This window comes from Paradesulfitobacterium ferrireducens (assembly GCF_017310645.1).
Classification (GTDB): Bacteria; Bacillota; Desulfitobacteriia; order Desulfitobacteriales; family Desulfitobacteriaceae; genus Paradesulfitobacterium; species Paradesulfitobacterium ferrireducens.
Genome location: NZ_JAFLRH010000017.1, coordinates 176631 through 198981, shown reverse-complemented (window position 1 = coordinate 198981; position 22351 = coordinate 176631). Strand labels below are relative to the sequence as shown.

The window sequence follows — 22351 nt, the reverse complement described above, 5'->3', positions numbered from 1 at the left end:
AACGTTATTGAATCGGATAAATTCTGTACCTCACAAAATGTTGCAGAAGTTAAATCAATAAGACACCTTCTGAAATTGAAGCTAACTGTAGTTTAGCGCCCCACGGCCTTGAGCAATCCCCGAATCAATGCCTGGGGACGGGGCGGGCAGCCGGGAATATATACATCCACCGGCAGGATCTGATTGACCCCGCCCGCGCTGGTATAATTCTTGCCGCAGATTCCGCCGCTGCAAGCACACGTGCCCACGGCGACCACTAGCTTCGGTGCCGGTGTCGCCCGGTATGTTTTAAGGGCGGCGATTTCCAGATTTCTGGTCACCGGGCCGGTTACCATTAAGATATCCGCATGGCGGGGAGAAGCCACAAAATCAAAGCCCAGGCGCTGCACATCGTAAACCGGGCCGGTCAGGGTTGTCATTTCCCAATCACACCCGTTGCAGGAGCCGGCATCCAGATGGCGAATGTGCACGGAGCGGCCGAAAATCTTCTTTACATTATCTGATTCGGACTTAACACCGTCAGCAAGCTCTGGCATTTCCGCCCTCTCTGCCAACTCAAATTCCCTGCCCATGGTGATCGCTCCGCTCGGGCAGTCCTCGGCACAATACCCGCAAAAAAGGCAGCGCTTGGGATCAAGCGTCCAAAATACACCGGAAGTATTTGAATCACCCTGCCTCACAGTTATCGCCCCGCTCAGGCAAACCTCGGCACAGTTGCCGCACTGGTGGCACTTCTCCTGCGCCCGCGCCGGCAAGCCCCGGAAACCTTCCGCCGGGAAATCCGGCTGCTCCGGGTAGGATGTGGTAACGATCCCTGTCTTTATGCTCTTTTGAAATAACCTGAGCATCTCATATGCCTCCTTAGCGGTCCAAACACGAGTAGCAAAGTTCAAAGCTTTTATTAATCAGAGGAAAATCGGGCACGATATTGCCCGGCACGGTCGACGGAACCACCGCCCAATTGCAGTAGGAAGCGGAACGCACCATATGCCTGAAAACCGTACCGTCCGGCCCGGCCATGACAAAGTGCACGTTCTCACCCCGGGCCGATTCGGTAATCCCAACGGCATATCCGTATGGGGGCAGTTCTCCCAGGAGGACCCGCAGCTCTCCGGGCGGCATCAGCTTCAACGCCTGCCTGATCAGCCCGATGGACTCAAAGGTCTCGTCTATACGCACTTTCACCCGGGACAATACGTCCCCCTCCGCATATACGGGAACCTTAAACTCCAGGCTTTGATATACTAAATGGGGCAGATCGCGCCGCGCATCCCGCCCAATCCCAGCGGCCCTGGCTGCCGGGCCCACGGCGTGCAGAGCGCGCGCAATCTCCGGGCGTAGAATCCCTGTGCCCTGAACCCGGTCCAGGTAAGATTCCGTGGTCAGGAGAATCTCCGTTAGCTCCCGGAATTCTCTTTCTACCCGCTCTAAGGTATCCAAGATCAGGCGGGCATCTTCCGCTTTGAGATCACGCCTGACCCCGCCGGGAGTGTTAATTCCGCGCAGAAAGCGGCTGCCAAAGACCGTCTCATTCAGGTGCTGCATCTCCTCTTTGAGCCTGGCCCCGTGCATGGTGCCGAAAGCAAAGCCTACCCCGGCGCAGATATTCCCGACATCGCCGATATGGTTATAGAGGCGCTCCAGCTCCAGGCCAACCGTCCGGATAAACTCCGCCCGCCTGGGGATAACCGTTCCGGACAATTTCTCCACAGCCAGGCAATAGGCGCTGGAATGCGAGAAAGAGCAGGCTCCGCAGATGCGCTCGGCTAGCAGCACTCCCTGGCGGGGGGTTTTGCCCTCCGCCGTTTTCTCCATGCCCCGGTGGGTATAGAAAAAGCGGGCCTCCAGATTGAGTACATTTTCCCCTACAGCACTAAAGCGGAAATGCCCGGGTTCAATTATCCCGGCATGGATCGGGCCTACAGGGATTTGCATCACCCCTTCCCCTTCTACCCGGCTGAACGTGAACTTGCCGCCGGTGCGCGGCACTTCCGTCCGAAGCTTGAAGTCCTTGCGCAGGGGAAAAAGCCCTTTGGGCCAATCTTTATGCAGGGCCAGGCGGCGGATATCCGGATGCCCCTTCGGCTCCAGCCCGAAGAAGTCCCGGATTTCCCGCTCATACCAATGAGCCGCAGGCACCACCGGGGTCAAGGAAGGAAAAGACGGCTCTCCCTCCGGCACCACGATTTTCACTAGCGCCACCAGTCCTTCATGATTCTGGGCAAACACATAATACAGGGCAAAATGCCCGTTAATCTCCCGCTCATCGTTCCCCAGAAGCTGAATTAACTCAAACCCCTGCTCCCGGCAGAGGTGTGCACCCAACTCAGCGACTTTCTCCTTCGGAATCGCCAAATGGACTTCATTTCCGGCTATTTCAACTTGAGCGGGTAAGCCAGAGCTATTAACAACTTTCAAGAGAGTTTCAATAAAACCTTCCTTTCCAAACTTATTTCCTGTATCGTTGTTACCCATACTTAATTCCCCCCTGCCATCACAGCAACGACCTGGCGCAAGATTCCATCCATAAATGGGGGAATATAAACTCCCATCACCAGCATTGGCGCGAAGGTAAAGGCAAACACAGCGAGCGACCACCTATCTGCCAGAGCCTTCTTAATGCGCCCGGGAGGCGCTCCCAGGGCAACCTTGGCCGCAGTATACACAATCCCGGCAAAAATCAGGGTAATTAAGACCAGCATCAGACCGGCCGCCCCGTATCTGCCCTCCGCAAAGCCCGCGCTTAAGATAGTAAACTCACTCGTGAAAATCCCAAAAGGAGGAGCCCCGCCAATCGCAAACGCCCCCAGGAAAAGCGCGGTTCCGGAAACGGGCATAGCCGAGATGGCCCCTTTGATTTTCCCGATCTTTTTCGTGCGGTAATGCTGGGTCACATTCCCGGCTGCGAAGAAGAGAAAGGACTTGGTCAGGGCGTGATTGAGCATGTGCAGAAAAGCCCCGTACAGAGCCAGGGGGCTGCCCAGGCCGATCGCGGCCGCGATGATCCCCATATGTTCAATGCTTGAATACGCGAACAGGCGCTTCAGATCATGCTGGACCATAATAAACGGCAAAGCCACCGCAATCGAAATCAGTCCGAAAACCAGCAACAGGTTGAAGGAAAAAGCCCCCAGCGACTTGGATACAATCAAATGAAAGCGCAAGATCCCGTAGAGAGCGCAGTTGAGCAAGACTCCGGAGAGCATGGCGCTGACCGGCGACGGAGCCTGGCTGTGGGCATCCGGGAGCCAGGTATGCATCGGCGCCAGCCCCACCTTGGTTCCATACCCGACCAGGGCAAAGATAAACGCCAGTTTAAGGAGTTTTGGATTTAAGCGCCCGGCCTGGGCCACCAGGCTCGGCCAATCCAGCGAACCTCCCTCTCCCGTGACCGAGACCGCAGCATAATGCAGCAGAATGGTGCCAAATAAGGCGAAAATGATCCCGACCGTACAGATAATAATATATTTCCAGGCTGCTTCCAGCGATGTTTTCTTCTCATAAAACCCTACCAAGAGGGCAGAAGCCAAGGTTGTCCCTTCAATTGCCACCCACATGATTCCGAGGTTCCCGGCCATCACCACGGCCAGCATCGTAAAAATAAAGATATAAAACCAAAAATAATACCAATGCAAGCGCCGGGGAGAAATTTCCCCTTGCGCAAGCTCGCGCCCGGTGTAAGCGATGGAGTATAAGGCCGAGGTCAGTCCTACCACCGCAATAATACTGATGATAAAAGCGCTTAAAGCATCGATATAAATAAATCCGCGCAGCCCTGCCAGCGGGCCGGTGCCAAAAACCCAGCCAGCCAGTATGAGCCCGGTTCCGGCAAGCACCACCCCGCCCACGGCATTGATAAAGGTAAGGGTTTTTTTATCTTTGGCCAAGATGCTTAAAAGAGCAATCAACAACGGCAGGGATAATAAGGCCAAAGATATGCCCGCTAACAAGGTTCGTGATAAAACAAGCGTCATGGTAGTCATCCTCGCAAATTCCTCAGATTTTCCGTATCGAGCGTGTCAAAGGTGCGGTTAATGCGAAACGCCAAAACCCCCATGATCAAAACCCCGATTAAAATATCGAGGAAGATTCCAAGCTCCACCACCAAAGGCATGCCGTTCGTGGTGCCAAGCCCCGCCAGGGAAATCCCGTTTTCCATCAGAAGAAAACCGGTAATCTGCATCACTGCCAACTTGCGGGTCATAATCACGAACAACCCCATCAGAATCATGGCCACAGCAGCGGGCAAGGCTTCATGCACCAAGCCCGACCCTCTGCCCACAATCTGTCCGGTTGCCAGGTAAGAGACAATGACGAGCGCGCCCGCAATCAGAAAAGACATTTTGAGGCTGACATAGGAGTTTACTTCTCGGCTGACCCCCACCCCACGCACCACTTTGGTCAGGATATATGGAATCACTCCTGCTTTAACCGCCAGCGTCAGCAGAGCAGCCACATACATCTCCCCGATTCCGGTGGCCCAGCCCAGTACTATGCTCAGTCCGGCCAGTAATAAAGCCTGGGCCACTGCTAGTTTAATCACAGTTTCCATCCGGCGGGAGCCTAAAACCGCAAAGCATGTCCCTAAAATTAAAGTGATTAGGAAATTAACCGCGCCCAGATAATTGCCTAGAGCCACGCGTCTTACCTCCTGAGAAGATTTGCCTCTTGAGAATTTACCTTGTGGGGAAGATTTACCCTCTGAGCAGAAATGCCGTGATTAAGCCAAGCAGTCCCAGCAAAAAGGAGCCGGTTAACAGGTCAGGCACTTTAAACAGCCTCATCTTAGCCATGGAGGTCTCAATAACGGCCATAATGATGCCCACCAGGAATACCTTGAGCAGAAAGACCAAGGTGCCAAGCACAAGCGAGCCCAAATTTAACTCCAAGGCGATTCCCCACGGGAAAAAGACATTGGCAAGCAACGTAAAAATAAGAATTTGCTTTAGCGCCGCTCCTAACGTCAGCAGAGCCAAGGGTTTTCCCGAATATTCGAGCAGCATGCCTTCATGAATCATGGTTAATTCCAGGTGAGTGTCGGGATTATCGACAGGAATCCGCCCGGTTTCCGCAATCGCTGCCACGAATAATGCCCCCAGGGACATCAGGTGAGCCGGGGTGAGTACACTAAAACCCTCTTGCGCCACCCTCCCCACCATTGCCGCGAGGTTGGTCGTCCCGGCCGCCAGCGCCATGGTAAAGAGCGGCAGCACCAGCGCCGGTTCAGCGATTGAGGACAGCGCAGCCTCCCGGCTGCTGGCCATCCCCCCGAATGAGCTTCCGGCGTCCAAGCCGGCTATGGCCAGAAAAAAACGGGCCAGAGCCAGCAGGTAAATAATCAGAATCACATCCCCTGTGAACGCACCGCTGCCGCCGGTTGTAACAACCGGCACCAAAAAAGAGATCACGAGCATCGAACCTAGGTAAACATAGGGCGTGACCCGAAAGATCCAGGAGGCATGCTCCGAAACCACGGATTCTTTGTTCATATACTTGGCCAAATCATAACACGGCTGGAATATCCCGGGGCCGCGCCGTCCTTGAAAGAAGGCCTTGGTCTTTTTAATCACGCCCACAAGCAGGGGCGCTGCCGCCATCAGCAGCAAGACCTGGTAGAGAGTGAGCACTGCCTTTAGCATTCCCGGCACCTCCTATCGGGTAAAGATCAGCAAGACGACAAGGGTTACGAAGATATAGCCGACATACAAATGGATGCTTCCGGACTGCAAAAAGCGCATCTTGGCCGAGAACTTGAGAAAAATTCCGGTGAGCGGGCGGTAGACCCGATCCTCAAACACCGGCTTAATCGCCCCTTTGTACACAATGCGGCTGGTAAAGTAAGGTTTAAGAAGGTATTCCTTCTCAACCTCCCGCGTCGGGAACAAAATCCGGCGAAAGATAATGCGGATGGGTTTGGAGAATGAAGTCGCCGTATACTCCATCTGGGGTGTCAGCTCCATGCCGCAGTTCCAGGTCTCGTCAACCCGGACCGTCCCCCCGCGCCCAACGCGTTTTGCGATAAGATAGATCAAAGCAATGGCAATAACTAATAGCCCGAGCACAAGCAGTGGAGAGAGCGCACCCACGGAACCGATGGCACTAGGTGCTGCCGCAGCACCGGTAGTAGCTGCGCCCACGGCGCCCGCGCCTGCCCCTGCACCTGAGAAGCCGTCCAGCCTCAGGCTCACACTCAGCCAGCGGTAGCTCCCCAGAGCCGGCAGCACGCTCTCCGCTCCCACCAAGGCGGCAATCACCGGGCTTAAGAGCCGGATAATGCTTGCCGGGAATACCCCGACTACAAAACTAATGACGGCTAACACGGCCATACCAACCCTCATGCTTGCAGGCACTTCTTCAGCCCCTGCAGCGGCGGCGCTTCGCGGCTGGGCCAAAAACTGGATGCCAAACGCCTTCACAAAACAGGCGGCAGCCAGGGCTCCGGTCAAGGCCAGAGAAGCCGCAAACACCGGTCCGGCGATTTTAAGGGCTGTGCTCCCGGGAGCTGAGCCCAGCATTAAGAGGGACTGAAAGGTCAGCCACTCGCTTACAAAGCCATTAAAGGGAGGCAAGGCCGAGATCGAGACCGAACCGATCAAGAAGAAGAAACCGGTCCACGGCATCCGGCGCAGCAGCCCTCCCATTTTCTCAACGTCCCGCGTTCCGGTCGCATAATGAATCGCACCGGCCCCTAGGAACAAGAGCGCTTTGAACACTGCATGGTTGAACACGTGAAATAGCCCGGCCGCGAGCGCGATCATACCAACTTGCGGCAGGCCGTAACCCATGAAGATGAGCGCAGCCCCAATCCCCATCAGAATGATCCCGATATTCTCCACACTGTGGTACGCCAGGAGCCGTTTGATGTCATGCTCCATCAAAGCATACATGACGCCGAGAAGCGCCGAAACCGCTCCAAGCGCCAGAACTAAGACGCCCCACCAGACCGGGCCGCCCCCCAGGATCTGAACGACCACCCGGACAAAGCCGTAAATGGCGGTCTTAAGCATCACCCCGGACATCAGGGCCGAGACATTGCTGGGCGCAGCCGGATGTGCTTTCGGCAGCCAGATATGCAAGGGTATAATCCCCGCTTTGGTGCCGAAACCTAAAGTCACCAGCAAGAAAATCCCCGTTTTCAAGGCCGGAGCAAGCGTTGGCCCTAGGGCGGCAGCCTTAGCAAAGCTAAAGCTACCGGTTTCCCGGTACAAAAGCAAAAAAGCCGCGATAATAAACAGAGTCCCGATATGGGTCATGACGATATAGATAAACCCAGCCTGCCTCACCTTGGCGTCCCGATGATCAGACACGACCAAGAAGTAGGAAATAAGGGACATCAATTCCCAGCAGAACAAGAACACAAACGAGGTTCCGCCGCTAACCAATAAGATCATCGCCAGGATAAAGAAGTTATAGAGAAGCCCTACTACTCCTACATCGTATTTGCCAATGTACTCTTTCATATAGGTTATGGAAAAAACGGACACTGCCAAAGAGATCGTGGAAATCACCACGATAAAAAAGGCCGAAAGCGCATCGAGATGCAGGGAAAAATCTAGGGCCGGGATTGACGCGGATTGGAGGTTTACGTCCAGCGTCACCCGGCCCATTAAGGCAGATACTCCGAAAATGATCCCGGCTAATGACCCTGCTGTACTAAGGGCATAAGCCAGAGCCACACTTAAGCGCGCCCTGCTGCGCGCAGCCAAAGAAAATAAGCCTCCCAGAACAAGCAGGCCTATAACCAAATAAAACGCTGATTGATAGAACAACATCTCTAATTCTCCCCCACCCCAAGGTAAACACAAAGATAGTTTATTCCTCGGACGGGAGCGGGTCAAATGAAGTTTTAGTCATATTTACGAATTACGCAAGATCCAGCCCTTTCAAAGATACCCACGGGCAATTACGTACTGAATTCACCTAATTTCCCTATATATCCCTTCTTTGCGACATTTTTAGGTTTTAGTAGGAATTATCTAAAACGTTCAAAGGGGCTTCGCGCATAACACGAAACCCCTTACTCTAATAGGTTCGATATTTGTACCTTAGCTTAATATGTTAGCAAGCTTACTTAGCGACATTAATTTTCTCAAGCTCATGCTTCATCAGCTTATCTGCAGCGTTTCCATAGACCATGCGTGCATAGCCATAGAAAATAATCCCCACGGCCATCCAGCCTAAAAAGATCGCCCATTCATACGGCCACACCAGTGCGGATGGACTAAACGGCAGGTAGAGAAGGGACAGCGCCAGGGATAGAATCACTGCGGCATACCCTACAAATTGTCCGTACTTTACTTTAAAGGGACGCACCATCTGGGGTTCCCGTTTTCTCAATACCAAGAAGGACAGCGCCACCATGCCCCAGGCAATAATAATCCCAAGACCGCCTGCGTCGACCAGCCAAACCAGTGTTTTGCGGCCAAAGAACGGTGCCAGAGTTGAAAGCACCCCAATCAGCAGAATTGCATTGGTTGGGGTTTTATACTTGGGATGCAGCTTGGCCAGAAAAGCCGGCAGCATACGGGCTTCAGCCATGGCATAAATGGCTCTGCTCCCGCCGATAAAAAAACCAATCCAGCTGGTAATAATACCACCAATGCCGGCAATAATTAAAAGCTTTCCGGCCCAGGCACCGCCAAATACTGCAGCCATCGCATCGGCAGTAACGAGCTGGGATGCTTCCATTTCTTGAACAGTTAACGCCCTGGCAGCACCCAACACAATTAACACATACCAGGCGGCGGCCATAAAGACGGATAACAGCAATACTTTTCCAATCACCTTATAGGGAAGCTTAATTTCCCCAGCCGCCTGCGGAATAACGTCGAAACCAACAAACATAAACGGTACGGCGATCAAGACCCCGAATATTCCTTTTACACCGTCAACAAACAGAGGCTCCATCTTGGCTGTGCTACCGTTAAACAAACTTCCCGTAATAAACATGATCCCGACAATAATAATCAGGGCGGTCAGGAGGTTTTGGAGCACAGCCGTGGTCTTAATCCCTATATAATTAATATAGGTGATGATAATCGAACCGGCAACTCCCACTAATACCCAGGTCGCATAGACATCCCACCCGGCAATCGTCCACATATAACCATGCTGGTAGCCAGGCACTAAGTAATCTAAGACCGTTGGCAAGGCCACCGCTTCGAAAGCGACTACCGAAACATACCCTAATATAATTGTCCACGTTGTTATGAATGAGGCCGTTATGCCTAAAGCCCGATAGCTGTAAACATGCTCCCCGCCGACTAACGGCATCGCCGCGACAAGCTCTGCATAAGTTAAGCCAATGAAAATAATGGCTACTGCCCCGATTAAAAACGCTAAAATAGCTCCTAAGGAACCTCCGGTTTTCACCCAGCCTCCGGCGAGCACTACCCAACCCCAGCCGATCATGGCTCCAAAAGCCAGGGCTAAAACATCTTTTCTGGTAAGCACTCGGTTAAATTTTTCTGTTTCCTGCATCCACTCTTCCTCCCTCTATCTTCGATGACTGCAACGATGCATTATTTAAGAAACTAAGCTTCACCCCCAGCGCATGATTATCTTTAAATTTCGTGTCATCTTAAAATTAGCAAGATTAGTGCCAATTAGATGAAATAACTAAACTTTCTCTAAAAACCGCTATTTATCTGCGTTTTTCTATTCTAAATACTTATACCTATTGGTTTATTCTAAGGCTTTTTACACCCAAACGATGCATTTTTTCATTAGACAAAAACACTCTTAGAACATATACTCTCCCCAAAACCGCTTTAGTTCTCATTTAGCAGCAAATGCGTCATCGCATCTCTATTATGCGATGACGCATTAAATCGTTTGAATATACAATTCCCCAGTCTTGCATTATTTTCTGAATTGTCTGCCCATCCTATAGCACCTCAGGCACCGGGTATAGGCTTCGGACTTGCTTGGCTTTAGAGTTGCTCCTCAGCCATCTCGAACAAATACCTCTGCAAATTCACCGTTTGATTCTCATCCGTAAGTACATAAATAAAGTCCCCCGGCATCAGTTTGCTTTCCCCTTTGGGAATGATTTCTTTATCCCCTCTTTTTATGCTAACAAGCAAGCAGTTGGGGGGCCAGGTGATTTCCCTGACCATTCTCCCGGCCAGTTTTGAATTTAAAGTAATGGACGCTTCCGTAATTACCTTGCCTTTGTGCTCATTCTGTTCAGACCTGCTTTGAGCCTGTTTGGCTAAAATCCGGTCGAGCAGGCTGTCATACACAGGAACGGTTTTAAGCAAATCACTGATCAAATAAGCCGTCATCGAAACCGCAACCAAGGCAAACATGTGCTCCAAAGTTCCCGTCATTTCTGTAATCAGGATGCTTCCGGTAATGGGAGCCTTAACAATGGCCGTAAAATAAGCCGCCATCGCAAACACGATAAAGTTATTGATAAACTCCGGGTTAAAATGAAAAAAGTGTTGCATCACCTGGGCATAAATGTTGCCTGTTAAGGCCCCAAGCACTAACAGGGGAAGAAAGATCCCGCCGGGCACGCCCGACCCGAAGCTTAGCATCGTAAACAAAAATTTGACCATCCAAAGGATCACTAAAAACCCAAGCGTATACCTGGTATCAGCCAAGGAATCCACCAAAGCATTGCCGCCGCCCAGGACTTGCGGCAGTATAAAACCCAGCACCCCGGCCAGAAATAACGGAAACATTATCTTAAGCGCCTGCGGAATGCGCGTGAAACGATCATATCCTCTCAAAACACTTAGCAGAGTAACGTTAAAAAACGATCCCAAAACCCCGGCAACAACCCCTAACCCTATTAAATACCCATAGGCATTGATGGGCAAAACCGGGAGATTAGGAAAGTCAAATACCGGAGACTGCCCGAAAAACTTCTGCGCTACAAAATCCGCCGTGAGCGAAGCGGACATGGCTGACATTAAAACGGCCGGAGAAAAATTTTTATGCAGTTCTTCCAGGGAAAAGATCACCCCAGCCAAGGGCGCACTGAAGGCCGCTGCCAACCCGGCACCGGCTCCGCTGGTCATGAGATATTTTTCCTCAATCTGAAGCCTCTTGAAAAACCGGCTAAAGCCTTTGGCTGTCACTGCTCCTAACTGGACCGACGGCCCCTCCCGCCCTAAAGATAAACCCGCTCCAATCGCCAGAATCCCTCCGGCAAATTTCACGGCCAACACCTGAGCCCAGTTCATTTTCAGATGTCCTACAAGCTCCCCCTTCACTTGGGGAATTCCGCTCCCGACGGCCATGGGTTCTTTTCTGCCCAAAAAGCCTAAAATCACGGCGATGACCGCCAATATGACAAACCAGATAACAATGACAGCCGGACCTTTTTCCCGCAACCACGGGAAAAGCTCGGCGCGCCACAAGTCGGCTTTTTCAAGAACAAACCGAAAGGCAACCCCAACCATGCCTGAAAGCAGTCCAACAAACACACCTTCAATAAATAACTTTAACTTAAAATCGCGCCAATGGATGACAGGATAATAGTCTGAGTGTCTGGCTTGCATACGTTTAGCCCCTGATATAATTCGTCATATCTTTTGGTATCTCCAAAGCTAACTCCACAAACCCGGCATATGCACCTGCTTTGTACCAAGGGGTTTGATAAATGAGTTTCTTTACTCCGTTTTTATCAATTGTGTATTTGTTGGCTGCCTGAGTTTCGAGCATTTCCTTAACTTTGCTCCGAGACGGTTCAGTATGAACGTCGAGGATGTTTTTCCCAATTAAACCGCTTCCTCCGAATTTCTCCCACGTCTTGCAGGCTACTTCGTTCATATCAATAATTTTGCCCGCTGCATCCGTAACAATGATTCCCCCTGGAAACTCTTTTATCCATTCTCCAAAAATCATTCGATTCACTCCTAAAACATTTTGAGTATTACAGAAATTCTACAAACCCGGCATTAAGGGGGGCTATGCGCCCCTTTATAGTTCATGAATAAACAAACCGCTTCTCAGTTTCGGCTCAAACCAGGTAGATTTGGGCGGCATCACTTTCCCCGCATCCGCAATCGCCATTAAATCGGCTATCGTAGTCGGATACATGGAGAAAGCCACTTTCATCCCTTCCTTCACCCTGCGCTCAAGTTCTGCCAAACCCCTGATGCCGCCCACGAAGTCAATCCTCTTGTCTGTTCTGGGGTCTTCAATGCCTAAAATCGGGTTCATGAGATTATTTTGCATAATAGAAACGTCCAAACGGTCAACCGGGTCGCCGGGATCAAAAGTTCCTTCTTTAGCTGTGAGCTTGTACCATTTGCCCTCTAAATACATGCCAAACGAATGCTTCTCCGCAGGCTTGTATGAACCCTGGCCTTTGTACTCTTCCACCTCGAATTTTTGTTGTAACTTCTGTATAAAGTCTTGTACCGTGTTGCCGTTTAAGTCTTTCACCACCCGGTTATAGTCCATAATGAATAGTTGCTCATCCGGAAACAAGACGGACAAAAAGTAGTTGAATTCTTCCGTGCCCGTGAAATTAGGAAATTGTTGCCGCCGCTTCAGTCCGACTTTTACCGCCGAAGCAGAACGATGGTGTCCATCAGCGATATACAGGTACTCAACCCCGGCAAACGCGCTCGCCAGCTTTTCAATGACAGCCACATCATCAATAACCCACACCGTATGCCCGATCCCGTCCCCCGAGACAAAATCATACACCGGTTTGCGGGCCTCTACCCAGCGGCTAATCAGTTCATTGATTTCCTGTTTGGCCCGGTAGGTCAGAAATATCGGCCCCGTATTGGCATTGCAGTAATCAACATGTTTAATCCGGTCCAGTTCCTTATCGGCCCGGGTGTGCTCATGCTTTTTAATAATATCATTGAGATAATCATCGATGGAAGTACACCCCACCAGCCCGGTTTGAGCCCGGCCGTTCATTACTTGCCTGTAAATATAGAAGCTGGGCTTGTCCTCTTGAATAAATGTCCCTTGTTCAATCATACCCTTTAAATTATCCCTGGCCTTTTCGTAGACCCTTTGATCGTAGGGGTCAATGGACGGATCAAGGTCTATCTCCGCCTTATCCACATGCAGGAAGGAATAAGGATTACCCTTTGCCATCACGCGCGCTTCCTCACTGTTCATCACATCATACGGAAGGGCAGCCACCTTGTCTGCCAACTCCGGGGTAGGCCTTAATGCTTGAAAAGGTTTGACTGTTGCCATCGTTTTTACTCCTCCAGTTTTTTCTTATTTTTATATCTTGTGTGCAGCTTTTATTGTTTACTCGAAAACTTTGTAATAAGAAGTTTTTTGGCTTAACGTAATTTAATTCTACATTCACAAAAAAAATCCCCCTAATCAGGGGGCTTATATGCTGATTTTTATCTTCAAAGCTCGCCGATACCAAAGATAAACGTGCGCTCGTGCGCGAAATACTCCTCAAAGTCGAATACGGACGCGACCTTGATATCGTGGTCTATACTCCCCGGGAATGGGAGAAGTATCACCATGATTCAACCGGAGTAACCGGCAGTACACATTTTCCATCCGTTCGCTTAAATCAATCAGTAAGTCCTTTGACTTTTGTGGTTTATGTGCTATATTTTGGTTAGACTATATGTAACTGGAGGTGCCGTCGATGCGGAGACAAGCTATAAATGATTTAATCGAGTGGAAAGACTCTCCCTATAGAAAACCGCTGATTATTCGCGGTGCCCGGCAAGTCGGGAAGACGTGGCTCATGAAAGAATTCGGCAGGACTCAGTATCAAAAATGCGCCTACATTAATTTTGACAATAACGAGCGCATGGAAAGCCTGTTTAGTGGCAATCTTGACATCCATCGAATTATTACTGCCCTTCAAATTGAAGCCGGGGTAACGATAGAAGCGGAAAACACTTTAATAATTTTTGACGAGGTCCAGGAGGTACCGCGGGCTCTAACCTCACTCAAGTATTTCTACGAAAATGCACCTGAATATCATGTGTTGGCCGCCGGCAGCTTGCTGGGGGTTGCGCTTCACCCCGGAACATCTTTTCCGGTAGGAAAGGTTGATTTTCTGGACCTATATCCCCTGGATTTTTTGGAGTTTCTGGAAGCCACCAGCAATGGCAATCTGGCACAGCTGTTAAGAGAGGGGGATTTTAGTTTAATCACAACCTTCAAAGGCAAATACCTTGATTCGCTAAAACAATATTATTATATCGGCGGAATGCCGGAAGCCGTCTCCACTTTTATTCTCACTCAGGATTATACAAAAGTACGCGAGATCCAAAACCGGTTGTTGATGACTTATGAGCAGGATTTCTCAAAACACGCCCCCAATGAAACTGTTCCACGAATCAGAATGCTGTGGAATTCTATCCCCGCCCAGCTAGCCAAAGAAAACCGCAAGTTTGTTTACGGGCTGATTAGACAGGGTGCAAGAGCGCGAGAATATGAGCTTGCTCTGCAATGGCTGCTTGATTGTGGCCTGGTTTACAAAGTACATCGGGTGACTAAGCCGGATATGCCGCTCATGGCCTATCAAGACTTTCATGCCTTTAAGCTATTTATCCTGGATGTCGGGCTTTTGGCCGCTTTAAGCCGGCTTGACTTAAGGTCTTTGCTTGAAGGAAATAGGGTTTTCGAAGAGTTTAAAGGGGCCTTAACGGAGCAGTATGTTTTACAGCAGCTTGTATCCGGCAGGGAGTTTATACCTTTCTACTGGTCAGCGGAAAAAGGAAGCGCCGAAGTTGATTTTATCTTCCAGAGCAATTCTAATATTATTCCACTGGAGGTCAAAGCCTCCGAAAACTTGCAAGCTAAGAGCCTCAAAAGTTATTTTCAAAAATATCAACCGAAAGTGGCCTTTCGTACATCGATGTCGGATTTTAGAAAAGAGGAGTGGCTGACCAACGTACCTTTGTACGCAATAAATTGGTTAAACAGTATGTCATTTTAAAGGGGCTTCGCGTCACTGCGCGAAGCCCCGATCGCTTCTATAATTTCCGTCAAATCATGGATTTTTTATCCTTATCCGCTTTTCAGTAAGGCCAAGCTCTCTTCATTAAAACCCGTCGCAAGTTTTATCTGAAATGTATTATCCATGTTATCAATGACAAAAGGAGCGTTATTTCCTTCAGCGGGGGAATTTTCCTCTACCGCCAAGTCATCATGCGGGCTGGATGGTGTGGTATTTGGCTGACAGTCAGGCGGTGTGCTATTTTTCTCAGGGGGCTGTATTTTTACCGTGTAATGACAATAATCTCCAATAAGAAAAAGGAGAAGGAGATAATACCATGACACAGTTAAACGAAAAGGAAATGCAGCTTGCAGCACTGATCGATGTCGGAGAGCTTCACGCGGCCCTTATCGTCGGCGTAGAGCAGGATCGCCTTCATCAACACGGGTTTATAGGAATAGCTCATATCCATCTGCCGCACCATGTCCATAAACAAGTCCTTTCGGTTGTCGTCGTTGATCAGCGTCCATCCGAACTGTTCGGCGTACTTTTCTAGAGTTTCCTCCTTGAAATACTTGAACGTCCGATGCTCGCTTATCGGTACGATGAGGTCCGGTACGATCATCCCCTCACGGACATACCGCTCGATCGTCTCGGCCTGCACGTCTACGCGGCGGACGAACTCCATCTGCGACATCATACCGGCGGCTTCCTCCTTCCAGTTGAAGATATCCACCAGCTCATAATCCATGGCGTCCACCGGCCAGTCGATGAGCGCATCGGGCTTTTCGCCGCGTGCGTACAGGTTCTCTTCGGCGGCCTTTTGCCCCTGTGGAGCCAGCACCATGGCGCCGGCGCGATAATCCTTGAGGCGAAACAGACGGTGAAGGGACTGTGGCATATTGTACTGGCTGGCATTGTCCACGAAGTCGAACACCATCAGGCTATTCTTACCCTCATAAAGCCGCATTCCGCGCCCAAGCTGTTGGGTATAAAGTACCTTGGACATGGTCGGTCGCGCCATGAACAGCACCTCGGTCTGGGGACAGTCCCAGCCTTCGTTGAGCAGGTCACAGGCGCACAAAACCTTGACCTCGCTGCTCTCAAACTTGGCAATAAATTCTTTCCGCTCGAAGGCTTTCATGACGCCCGATACGGCTGCGGCAACGACATTTTCCCCGCGGAACATATCGGCAATCTGCTCGGCGTGCTTGACCGACGCGCAGAACACGACGGTACGCTTGTCCCGCACATACTTGAGCCATGTGTCCACGATGAGGCGGTTGCGCTCCGGCACATAGATCTTGCTCTCCAGATCGCGGATGTTATATTGAACGCTATTGAAGCGCACTTTTGTCAAATCAATATTGGTGTGGATACGAATGCAGCGCACGGGAACCAGCTCGCCGATCTCCACGGCGGTCTTGATGTCCAGCTTGTGCGCTGTGTTTTTGAATATATCAAGGATATTCTTGTCGTCGGCACGTTCCGGCGTCGCGGTCAGGCCGAGGGTAAAGCCGGGCTTGAAATATTTTCAGAGCCGCCTTCTGATGTTCTCTAAGCTCCAGTTTGGCGCCGTCCAGCGCCTTGCCGCGCTGAGCGGGCAGGTAGTCCTCGATTTCGCGGAATTGAGGATGTGTGCCGAGAAAGACGCGCAGTTCGTCCTTAACTGTATCCGGCTGAATCTGCATCTGACGCACGGCCCAGCGGTAGACATCCCAGCCCAGATGTACCATGCTGTTCTGCTTGAGCAGGTCGTCGTAGAACTTGTTCTGTGAGACGATAGCCTTGTTGTGCGACGCCTCGTCGTCGATCTCAAACGCCACGCGCCGTGCGCCGTTTTCCAGCACGAAGTCGGCGAAGCGGGTGTTCTGATAGATGTCATAAAACGGGTACTGCGAATAGAGGTACCCCGCCTTCTCAACACCGAAGGTATCCGAAAACAGCTCTATGAAAAGGTCTTCGGCTGCGCTGCCGGAGCTTTTCATTCTCACATTTCAGCCGTTTCTGTATAGTCCAAAACCGTTCACCTCACGTCGATTTACAAAACAGCCCTACTCCATCGTAGGGTTTATCCGTTTACGCAGCCGGCTGACATCCGCAACTGTTCAGGCCTTTATAGCTCTGAATAGTTTATTTTTCTCCGGCGGCGGGATGCAGGAGAGTTGGACGCTGTTATCCCTGTTGGCGCATTCAGCAGCAAATCTGCATGTCCTCGACAGGGCCAGCGTATTGCCCGGCCGGCGCAGAAACATCAGAGGTTTCGCTGAGTTTTTGGGGTGCTTTTAGGTACCTGCCGGAGCGGGGAAAATGGTGCAGTGGTGCGGGTTTGATTGGCTGTGTGGCGTGCAGGTAAAGGCTTCGAGGAAAATGCTAACACAAGCACGTTTTTCGGATATTTGTGAGCATGGTGTTAACATCAGCCACTTAAAATTGGCTTTTTGAGTATCGGATTGTGACTATAAGTACCGTCCAAATCGCGGTATGCACGAGGCAGTAATTTTACGGCGGCGGGTTTATTTTCCAAAATGCTTCCTCTTTAAACTCGATAGAGCTTCTCTTGCAGCGACTAGCTGGTCATCAGAAGTGTACTCCGCTTCGGCCTCCGCGATAGCCGCATCGAGTTCACGGTCTTCCAGCATGGAATCAAAGGTTTCAATACTCATAACAACTAAATCGCCATAGCCGTTTTTCGTTATGAATATCGGTTCTTTCTTGGCGTGGCAAAGGTCAGAGATTTCATTGGTGTTTCTTAAATCAGTGATTGGTCTGATTTGGGGCATTATTGTCGCCTCCCTTCATGTACATCATTATAGCATTATTATATACAATTTTACTAAAATATAGCTCAGAAGTGTTTCAATATTCAGTCCATCACAGCCACACTCCAATCACATCATTCACTTGTTTTATGTTTTGCATAGGCCTGCCATTGGTAACATTATGAATCTTTGCACAGGACTAAAGACTGAATAAGTGATTCTAACACATTCTCTGACGAGAATGGTTAGAATGTATTAGAATCAGTGTTAGAATGAGCGAATATAAAAATGCGATTTTTTACACCAAGTTATATAAAAAATAATGTGATTCAGAATCGAGCCGTCCTTGTTGATAGCATGGTGTGAGCGAATTGACAGTAAGCACTGATTTTAGTTGACAAAGTATCGCTCTAACGATATGCTGAGATTGTATAAGAAACTATCGTTATGACGATACTATCTGTGAGGAGGAATTCATTGTGATCATATATCATGGCTCGCCTCAAATCGTGAAGCATCCCGAGCTCGGTGAAGGTAAGCCTTATAACGATTATGGGCAGGGATTTTATTGCACCGAAAGCCTGGATCTGGCAAAAGAATGGGCCTGTCCCACACAGAAGGACGGTTTCGCCAATAAGTACATTCTAAATACCGAAGGTCTTGATTTGTTGAACCTTTCCGATGGCAGCTATCACATCCTGAATTGGCTGGCGCTGCTGTTGCAAAACCGTACATTCGATCTATCTGCGGCACTTGCACTACAAGCACGTGAGTATATCATACAGACCTTTATGCCCGACATAAAAGGGAAGGATTTGATTATAGGATATCGGGCCGATGATTCCTATTTCTCTTTTGCGGAGGATTTTGTCAGCGGCGCACTCTCCTTGCGTGATTTGGATGAGGCTATGCGCCTTGGGGCTCTTGGGGAGCAAGTGGTATTGATTTCTCCAAAAGCATTTAAACAAATTAGTTTTGAAGGATACGAGGTAGCAAGTTATCAGGAATATCATATTAAACGGATGAGCAGAGATAACATTGCCCGTCAGGCATATCAAAGCAAGAAAAAAGACCTTAAGACGCTGAAAGGAGACCTGTTTGTACTGGATATCCTCAGAGAGGAGATGAAAAACGATGACCCACGCATACAAAGAATCCTACCTGAATAAAGCACAAAAAACCCTTGCGGCTATGATGGATTATGCGGTTTTTGACCTTAAATATGAGCCCGATGAATTTTTCATGCTCTTCCTGCAGTCTGGGCTTGTCGATGAATTTGGTCGCGGTAACCCAAAATATATTGCCGGAAAAAGTGGGGTTGAGCTTGCTCGTGAGGTCGTTTTTATTACAACTGGCCAGTCAGTAGAAACCGCTCCTACACCACGTTTTGACCGTTCTCCGATTTATTGGGCAGGCTGGGCGCTGGCATATTATCAGTGGTATTCCGGACACAGCTTTGAGGAAATCCATAAAGTATTACCTTTTACTGAACTACTGCGGATGTACCCCACTCTTCATGAAGCCGACATTAATAAGTTTGTTTCCACAGTCGATGAACTCTTAACAGAGAGTAAAAATATAAGCGAAACTAATTTAAGCCGATTACGAAAAGCTCGAGGACTTTCACAGAAGGAACTTTCCAAAGCTTCAGGTGTTGCCCTGCGCATGATCCAGCTCTATGAGCAGAGACAGAACGATATCAACAAGGCACAGGCAGCCTCACTGCATAGCCTGGCACAAGCATTAGGCTGCAAGATGGAGAACCTTTTTGAATGAGTTTGCGCATTTATGAAAGTGTGGTGGTTTATTATGATTTATTTTACTGCTGACCAGCATTTTAGGCTGGGGTGTGCCTTACTCGCCAAAAGAAACCATAATCAATTTTGCCGATGAAGTAAGCAACAATACCCTCTGGGAATGTAGTTTTCGTATCAACGCGAAGGGATATGTCAGTTGGCGAAGATTTTTGTGATGCCCCTGCTTTCGCAATTTTGAGGCTATTGACCAGGCGGGACTGTATTTGGCTTATAATCCGGAGGGGTACTGTTTTTTTGGGTTTTTCCATGAACTCTATGTATATGGCCTCGCCTTCCGATTCCGGCAGTTCAACCGTCGGAGAGGCTGATTTTTCAGAATGAGAGTCATCGCCGCCTATTATGTCGATTTTATTGCCGTTCTCGTACATATCTTCTGCGACTGTACCGCCGCCCATGATGCCCACTTTATGTCCAGTCAGCTCATCGCCGGGGTTGCCGACTGTCGTACCGCCACCCATACCGCCAACCTGCTTATTGATGTCACCTTCTCCGTTAACTGTAATTCCTACACTTCCGCCGCAATGATCTTCAATCCAGCCGAAGCCGGGAATCCATATATACGGCTTATCGTCAATGACAGTCTTTGAGCCGGGCTTGAGATCGGCTGATGGCTGCACAGGCAGTGAAATTGACTTCGATGCTGACTTAGCGGGCTGGGATAACTCGGAGCTATCAACTATTACTGGTGCAGCCTGTTTTATCGGCTCAATTTCGACTGCAGGCTCCGGCTCTGGGGCATTATTTTCGACAGAAATAATAAGCTGTGGAACTTCCCCCGGTTTCGCCGCAATTTTGGTGTTTACGCCGGTTTTAACCGTTTCAGCGGGTACATCCCTGCTTTCGTAACTCCGAGGCCACACAGCGGCACACAGGATGACACAAGCGGTAATGGCAATGTCGGCGCTAATAACCTTATTCATTTGGTTGCCTCCTTTGAAAACAACTGACGAGTGTCCGGATCAGCTCTTTGGCTGCAATCAGAACACCCGTCATATAAAAAAGTGTATTCAGAATGTTGATCAAACTTAATTACATCTACAGATGCTTATTAATTACCAAACCTTCTTGCATTCCGTTTGGGTATAGATAAATCAGTTTTTTTCTATCGAAAACCGGATTTACCTCGTGGATAATACAGTGATGATTCGGGCACACAATAAGTTGATTACTTGCATCGTTATTTAAACTTTTTACAAAATAATCGATGTGATGCGCCTCTATGACATGTGCTCCATATCCTTCTCCGATAAACTTTCCACAGATTTGACACCGATAATCGTAAAGCAGTTTGAGATTGTCGCCTATTTTTCTATTCAGCTTTCGAATTCTAACGACCCGTTCATCTTCAAGAATTGTAGAACCTTTATCTACGATATCAAAATTGAAATTAGATTCTAAAACGCGCTCTGATTGATTCTCAACCACCTGTTTCAGCAAGAGAATATCATCAGCCGTGATTGCTTCAAAAATGTAGGAGTCTTCATATTCAGTTGTATAGATAGCAAGATACTCCTTAAAATATTCAGGTAATTTTATCATGACGCGGTCTCCTTTGGGACGCATTTCTCTCTGAAGCATGATAAAATTATAACTTTTTAAGAAACTGGATTGCAGTGCTCTTGCCAAGTTACCGTTGCGAGGATATCGAATCTGAAGAGTATCTTTGATTCTTTTAAATCTTGTATCAAAATTGACATTTCGTATTTGTGCTGTATATCTTCTTCCATTAAGGTAGATGTTTATTGGTTTAGATTCTCCTCGTTGCAGAAACTTTCCCATGTTTCTTGCGAAGATTACTTGATTTTCGACAGGCAAAGTAAGGCCTTCGGTTAGCAAAGACCAATTAACCTCAGTTTTATATACATAATGTTCGAAGCTTTCCATAGCGTCATCTTCTTGAAACAATCTTATATACAGAAAATCTTCTGTTTTGTAGTTACAACAAGCCACTGGTAATATCCCATAAAAATCCAATTACATTATACTTCTTTCGACTCCGCAGTACAAGACAAATGGCTTAAGACAAATGGCTTAAGAACTGTTAGTTATTTTAATTTTGAAATATGCAGTACAAATAGTCAAATATAATAAAAAATATACATGAACACGCAAAAAACTAACCTACATAAAGGTCTGCTTTTTCATATAAATCTTCAATTTTCTTTATTTCTTTCCCGAAACGCCCGCACATTGTAGTGGTTCCGGCACTTGACCGAACAGAATTCACTGCGGGAGTTCGGATTGTAATACGCTTCTCTACAGTGCTTACATATTTTGAGCGGGTTTACGGGATCTGTAATCGAGAGGGTATAGCTCAGCTTCAGCACGGCCAGCAGATTTTCCGGCTCCCAAATAAGCTGGGTCGGCGTACCGAAGGTCACACGGTAGCGCATGCCTGCATGGAGGAATGGGCGGACGAGCCGGATATGCTGACCACCAAACAGGCAGCAGATCTGACAGGCTATAACGACACCACCATCAACAACTGGGCGGCGGACGGAAAAATACAAGCGGTAAATTATTATGGCAAAAATCTTATCTCCAAGGAGTCGTTGGCGGAGTATCTGGTCAGTCCTGAAGGTCAGCGCATCGCACGGCATTCACAAAAGCACCAGGAGTTGATGGAATCATATATGAACAGAGAACAAAACAGCGGCATGGTGTTTGGTTCCATGTCGCTGTGAAATGTCAAATGGCGGAGGGGGCGGGATTCGAACCCGCGTGCGATTGCTCGCAAACTGATTTCGAGTCAGCCCCGTTATGACCACTTCGATACCCCTCCGTATATGTTTAACCGCTTAAGCGGAAAAACGCTTTTTAGAAAACTGTGTGCAAAGTGTTAGCATTTGCGAAAAAATTTCGCACATCAGACGCTC

Annotated in this window: 20 protein-coding genes and 1 tRNA gene; 5 read left to right on the top strand and 16 right to left on the bottom strand. The window is 49.0% G+C overall.

Annotated elements, in window-relative coordinates; all coding sequences use genetic code 11:
- Positions 1 to 92: 92 nt before the first annotated feature.
- The 10 genes from nuoB to J0X21_RS06140 form a co-directional block, all read right to left on the bottom strand.
- Positions 93 to 848 (bottom strand): NADH-quinone oxidoreductase subunit NuoB, encoded by a 756-nt coding sequence (gene nuoB / locus J0X21_RS06185; RefSeq protein WP_206811309.1) that lies wholly within the window; start codon positions 846 to 848, stop codon positions 93 to 95.
- Positions 849 to 861: 13 nt separating this feature from the next.
- Positions 862 to 2475 carry a hydrogenase large subunit gene (locus J0X21_RS06180; protein WP_206811308.1) on the bottom strand — a complete coding sequence of 538 codons (1614 nt, stop codon included), beginning with the start codon at positions 2473 to 2475 and terminating at the stop codon, positions 862 to 864.
- A 2-nt stretch (positions 2476 to 2477) separates the two neighbouring features.
- The gene (locus J0X21_RS06175) at positions 2478 to 3974 is read right to left on the bottom strand and encodes a hydrogenase 4 subunit F (protein ID WP_209011312.1); all 1497 of its coding nucleotides are present in this window, start codon (positions 3972 to 3974) and stop codon (positions 2478 to 2480) included.
- A gap of 5 nt (positions 3975 to 3979) precedes the next feature.
- Positions 3980 to 4639 carry a hydrogenase gene (locus tag J0X21_RS06170; protein WP_206811307.1) on the bottom strand — a complete coding sequence of 220 codons (660 nt, stop codon included), beginning with the start codon at positions 4637 to 4639 and terminating at the stop codon, positions 3980 to 3982.
- Between the two features lie 55 nt (positions 4640 to 4694).
- The gene (locus tag J0X21_RS06165) at positions 4695 to 5639 is read right to left on the bottom strand and encodes a respiratory chain complex I subunit 1 family protein (RefSeq protein ID WP_206811306.1); all 945 of its coding nucleotides are present in this window, start codon (positions 5637 to 5639) and stop codon (positions 4695 to 4697) included.
- Positions 5640 to 5651: 12 nt separating this feature from the next.
- A complete protein-coding gene (locus J0X21_RS06160) occupies positions 5652 to 7772 on the bottom strand; it encodes a proton-conducting transporter transmembrane domain-containing protein (protein ID WP_206811305.1) in 2121 nt (706 codons plus the stop codon).
- Between the two features lie 295 nt (positions 7773 to 8067).
- Positions 8068 to 9480, bottom strand: coding sequence for an APC family permease (locus J0X21_RS06155; protein ID WP_206811304.1), 1413 nt, complete (start codon positions 9478 to 9480; stop codon positions 8068 to 8070).
- A 452-nt stretch (positions 9481 to 9932) separates the two neighbouring features.
- A complete protein-coding gene (locus tag J0X21_RS06150; protein ID WP_206811303.1) occupies positions 9933 to 11510 on the bottom strand; it encodes a ClC family H(+)/Cl(-) exchange transporter in 1578 nt (525 codons plus the stop codon).
- Between the two features lie 4 nt (positions 11511 to 11514).
- Positions 11515 to 11856, bottom strand: coding sequence for a PAS domain-containing protein (locus J0X21_RS06145; RefSeq protein ID WP_209011311.1), 342 nt, complete (start codon positions 11854 to 11856; stop codon positions 11515 to 11517).
- A 75-nt stretch (positions 11857 to 11931) separates the two neighbouring features.
- Positions 11932 to 13176, bottom strand: a complete 1245-nt coding sequence (locus tag J0X21_RS06140; protein WP_206811302.1) for a DUF1015 domain-containing protein — start codon at positions 13174 to 13176, stop codon at positions 11932 to 11934.
- Between the two features lie 200 nt (positions 13177 to 13376).
- Between J0X21_RS06140 and J0X21_RS06135 the strand changes: the two genes are divergently transcribed.
- Positions 13377 to 13565: a hypothetical protein gene (locus tag J0X21_RS06135; RefSeq protein ID WP_206811301.1), complete on the top strand. Its 189-nt coding sequence runs from the start codon at positions 13377 to 13379 to the stop codon at positions 13563 to 13565.
- Between the two features lie 26 nt (positions 13566 to 13591).
- Positions 13592 to 14896 (top strand): ATP-binding protein, encoded by a 1305-nt coding sequence (locus J0X21_RS06130; protein ID WP_206811300.1) that lies wholly within the window; start codon positions 13592 to 13594, stop codon positions 14894 to 14896.
- Between the two features lie 346 nt (positions 14897 to 15242).
- Here the strand turns inward: J0X21_RS06130 and J0X21_RS15615 are convergent, their stop codons facing one another.
- The 3 genes from J0X21_RS15615 to J0X21_RS06120 form a co-directional block, all read right to left on the bottom strand.
- Positions 15243 to 16313, bottom strand: a complete 1071-nt coding sequence (locus J0X21_RS15615; protein WP_328812382.1) for a DEAD/DEAH box helicase — start codon at positions 16311 to 16313, stop codon at positions 15243 to 15245.
- Positions 16314 to 16356: 43 nt separating this feature from the next.
- Positions 16357 to 16884 carry a hypothetical protein gene (locus J0X21_RS15610; RefSeq protein WP_236006090.1) on the bottom strand — a complete coding sequence of 176 codons (528 nt, stop codon included), beginning with the start codon at positions 16882 to 16884 and terminating at the stop codon, positions 16357 to 16359.
- A 528-nt stretch (positions 16885 to 17412) separates the two neighbouring features.
- Positions 17413 to 17679, bottom strand: a complete 267-nt coding sequence (locus J0X21_RS06120; protein WP_206811299.1) for a type II toxin-antitoxin system Phd/YefM family antitoxin — start codon at positions 17677 to 17679, stop codon at positions 17413 to 17415.
- Between the two features lie 458 nt (positions 17680 to 18137).
- Here J0X21_RS06120 and J0X21_RS06115 point away from each other — a divergent pair, with 458 nt between their 5' ends.
- A complete protein-coding gene (locus tag J0X21_RS06115; RefSeq protein WP_206811298.1) occupies positions 18138 to 18827 on the top strand; it encodes a DUF3990 domain-containing protein in 690 nt (229 codons plus the stop codon).
- Positions 18793 to 19434 carry a helix-turn-helix domain-containing protein gene (locus J0X21_RS06110; protein ID WP_206811297.1) on the top strand — a complete coding sequence of 214 codons (642 nt, stop codon included), beginning with the start codon at positions 18793 to 18795 and terminating at the stop codon, positions 19432 to 19434. The genes J0X21_RS06115 and J0X21_RS06110 overlap by 35 nt, the downstream gene beginning before the upstream one ends.
- A gap of 61 nt (positions 19435 to 19495) precedes the next feature.
- Here the strand turns inward: J0X21_RS06110 and J0X21_RS06105 are convergent, their stop codons facing one another.
- Positions 19496 to 20395: a hypothetical protein gene (locus J0X21_RS06105; protein ID WP_206811296.1), complete on the bottom strand. Its 900-nt coding sequence runs from the start codon at positions 20393 to 20395 to the stop codon at positions 19496 to 19498.
- Positions 20396 to 20510: 115 nt separating this feature from the next.
- Complete coding sequence (locus tag J0X21_RS06100) at positions 20511 to 21449, bottom strand: HNH endonuclease (RefSeq protein ID WP_236006089.1); 939 nt, start codon at positions 21447 to 21449, stop codon at positions 20511 to 20513.
- Positions 21450 to 21901: 452 nt separating this feature from the next.
- On the opposite strand from J0X21_RS06100, the gene J0X21_RS06095 reads away from it, so the two are divergent.
- Positions 21902 to 22159: a helix-turn-helix domain-containing protein gene (locus J0X21_RS06095; protein WP_206811295.1), complete on the top strand. Its 258-nt coding sequence runs from the start codon at positions 21902 to 21904 to the stop codon at positions 22157 to 22159.
- A 9-nt stretch (positions 22160 to 22168) separates the two neighbouring features.
- Here J0X21_RS06095 and J0X21_RS06090 read toward each other — a convergent pair.
- A tRNA-Ser gene (locus tag J0X21_RS06090) sits at positions 22169 to 22257 on the bottom strand.
- Positions 22258 to 22351: the final 94 nt, after the last annotated feature.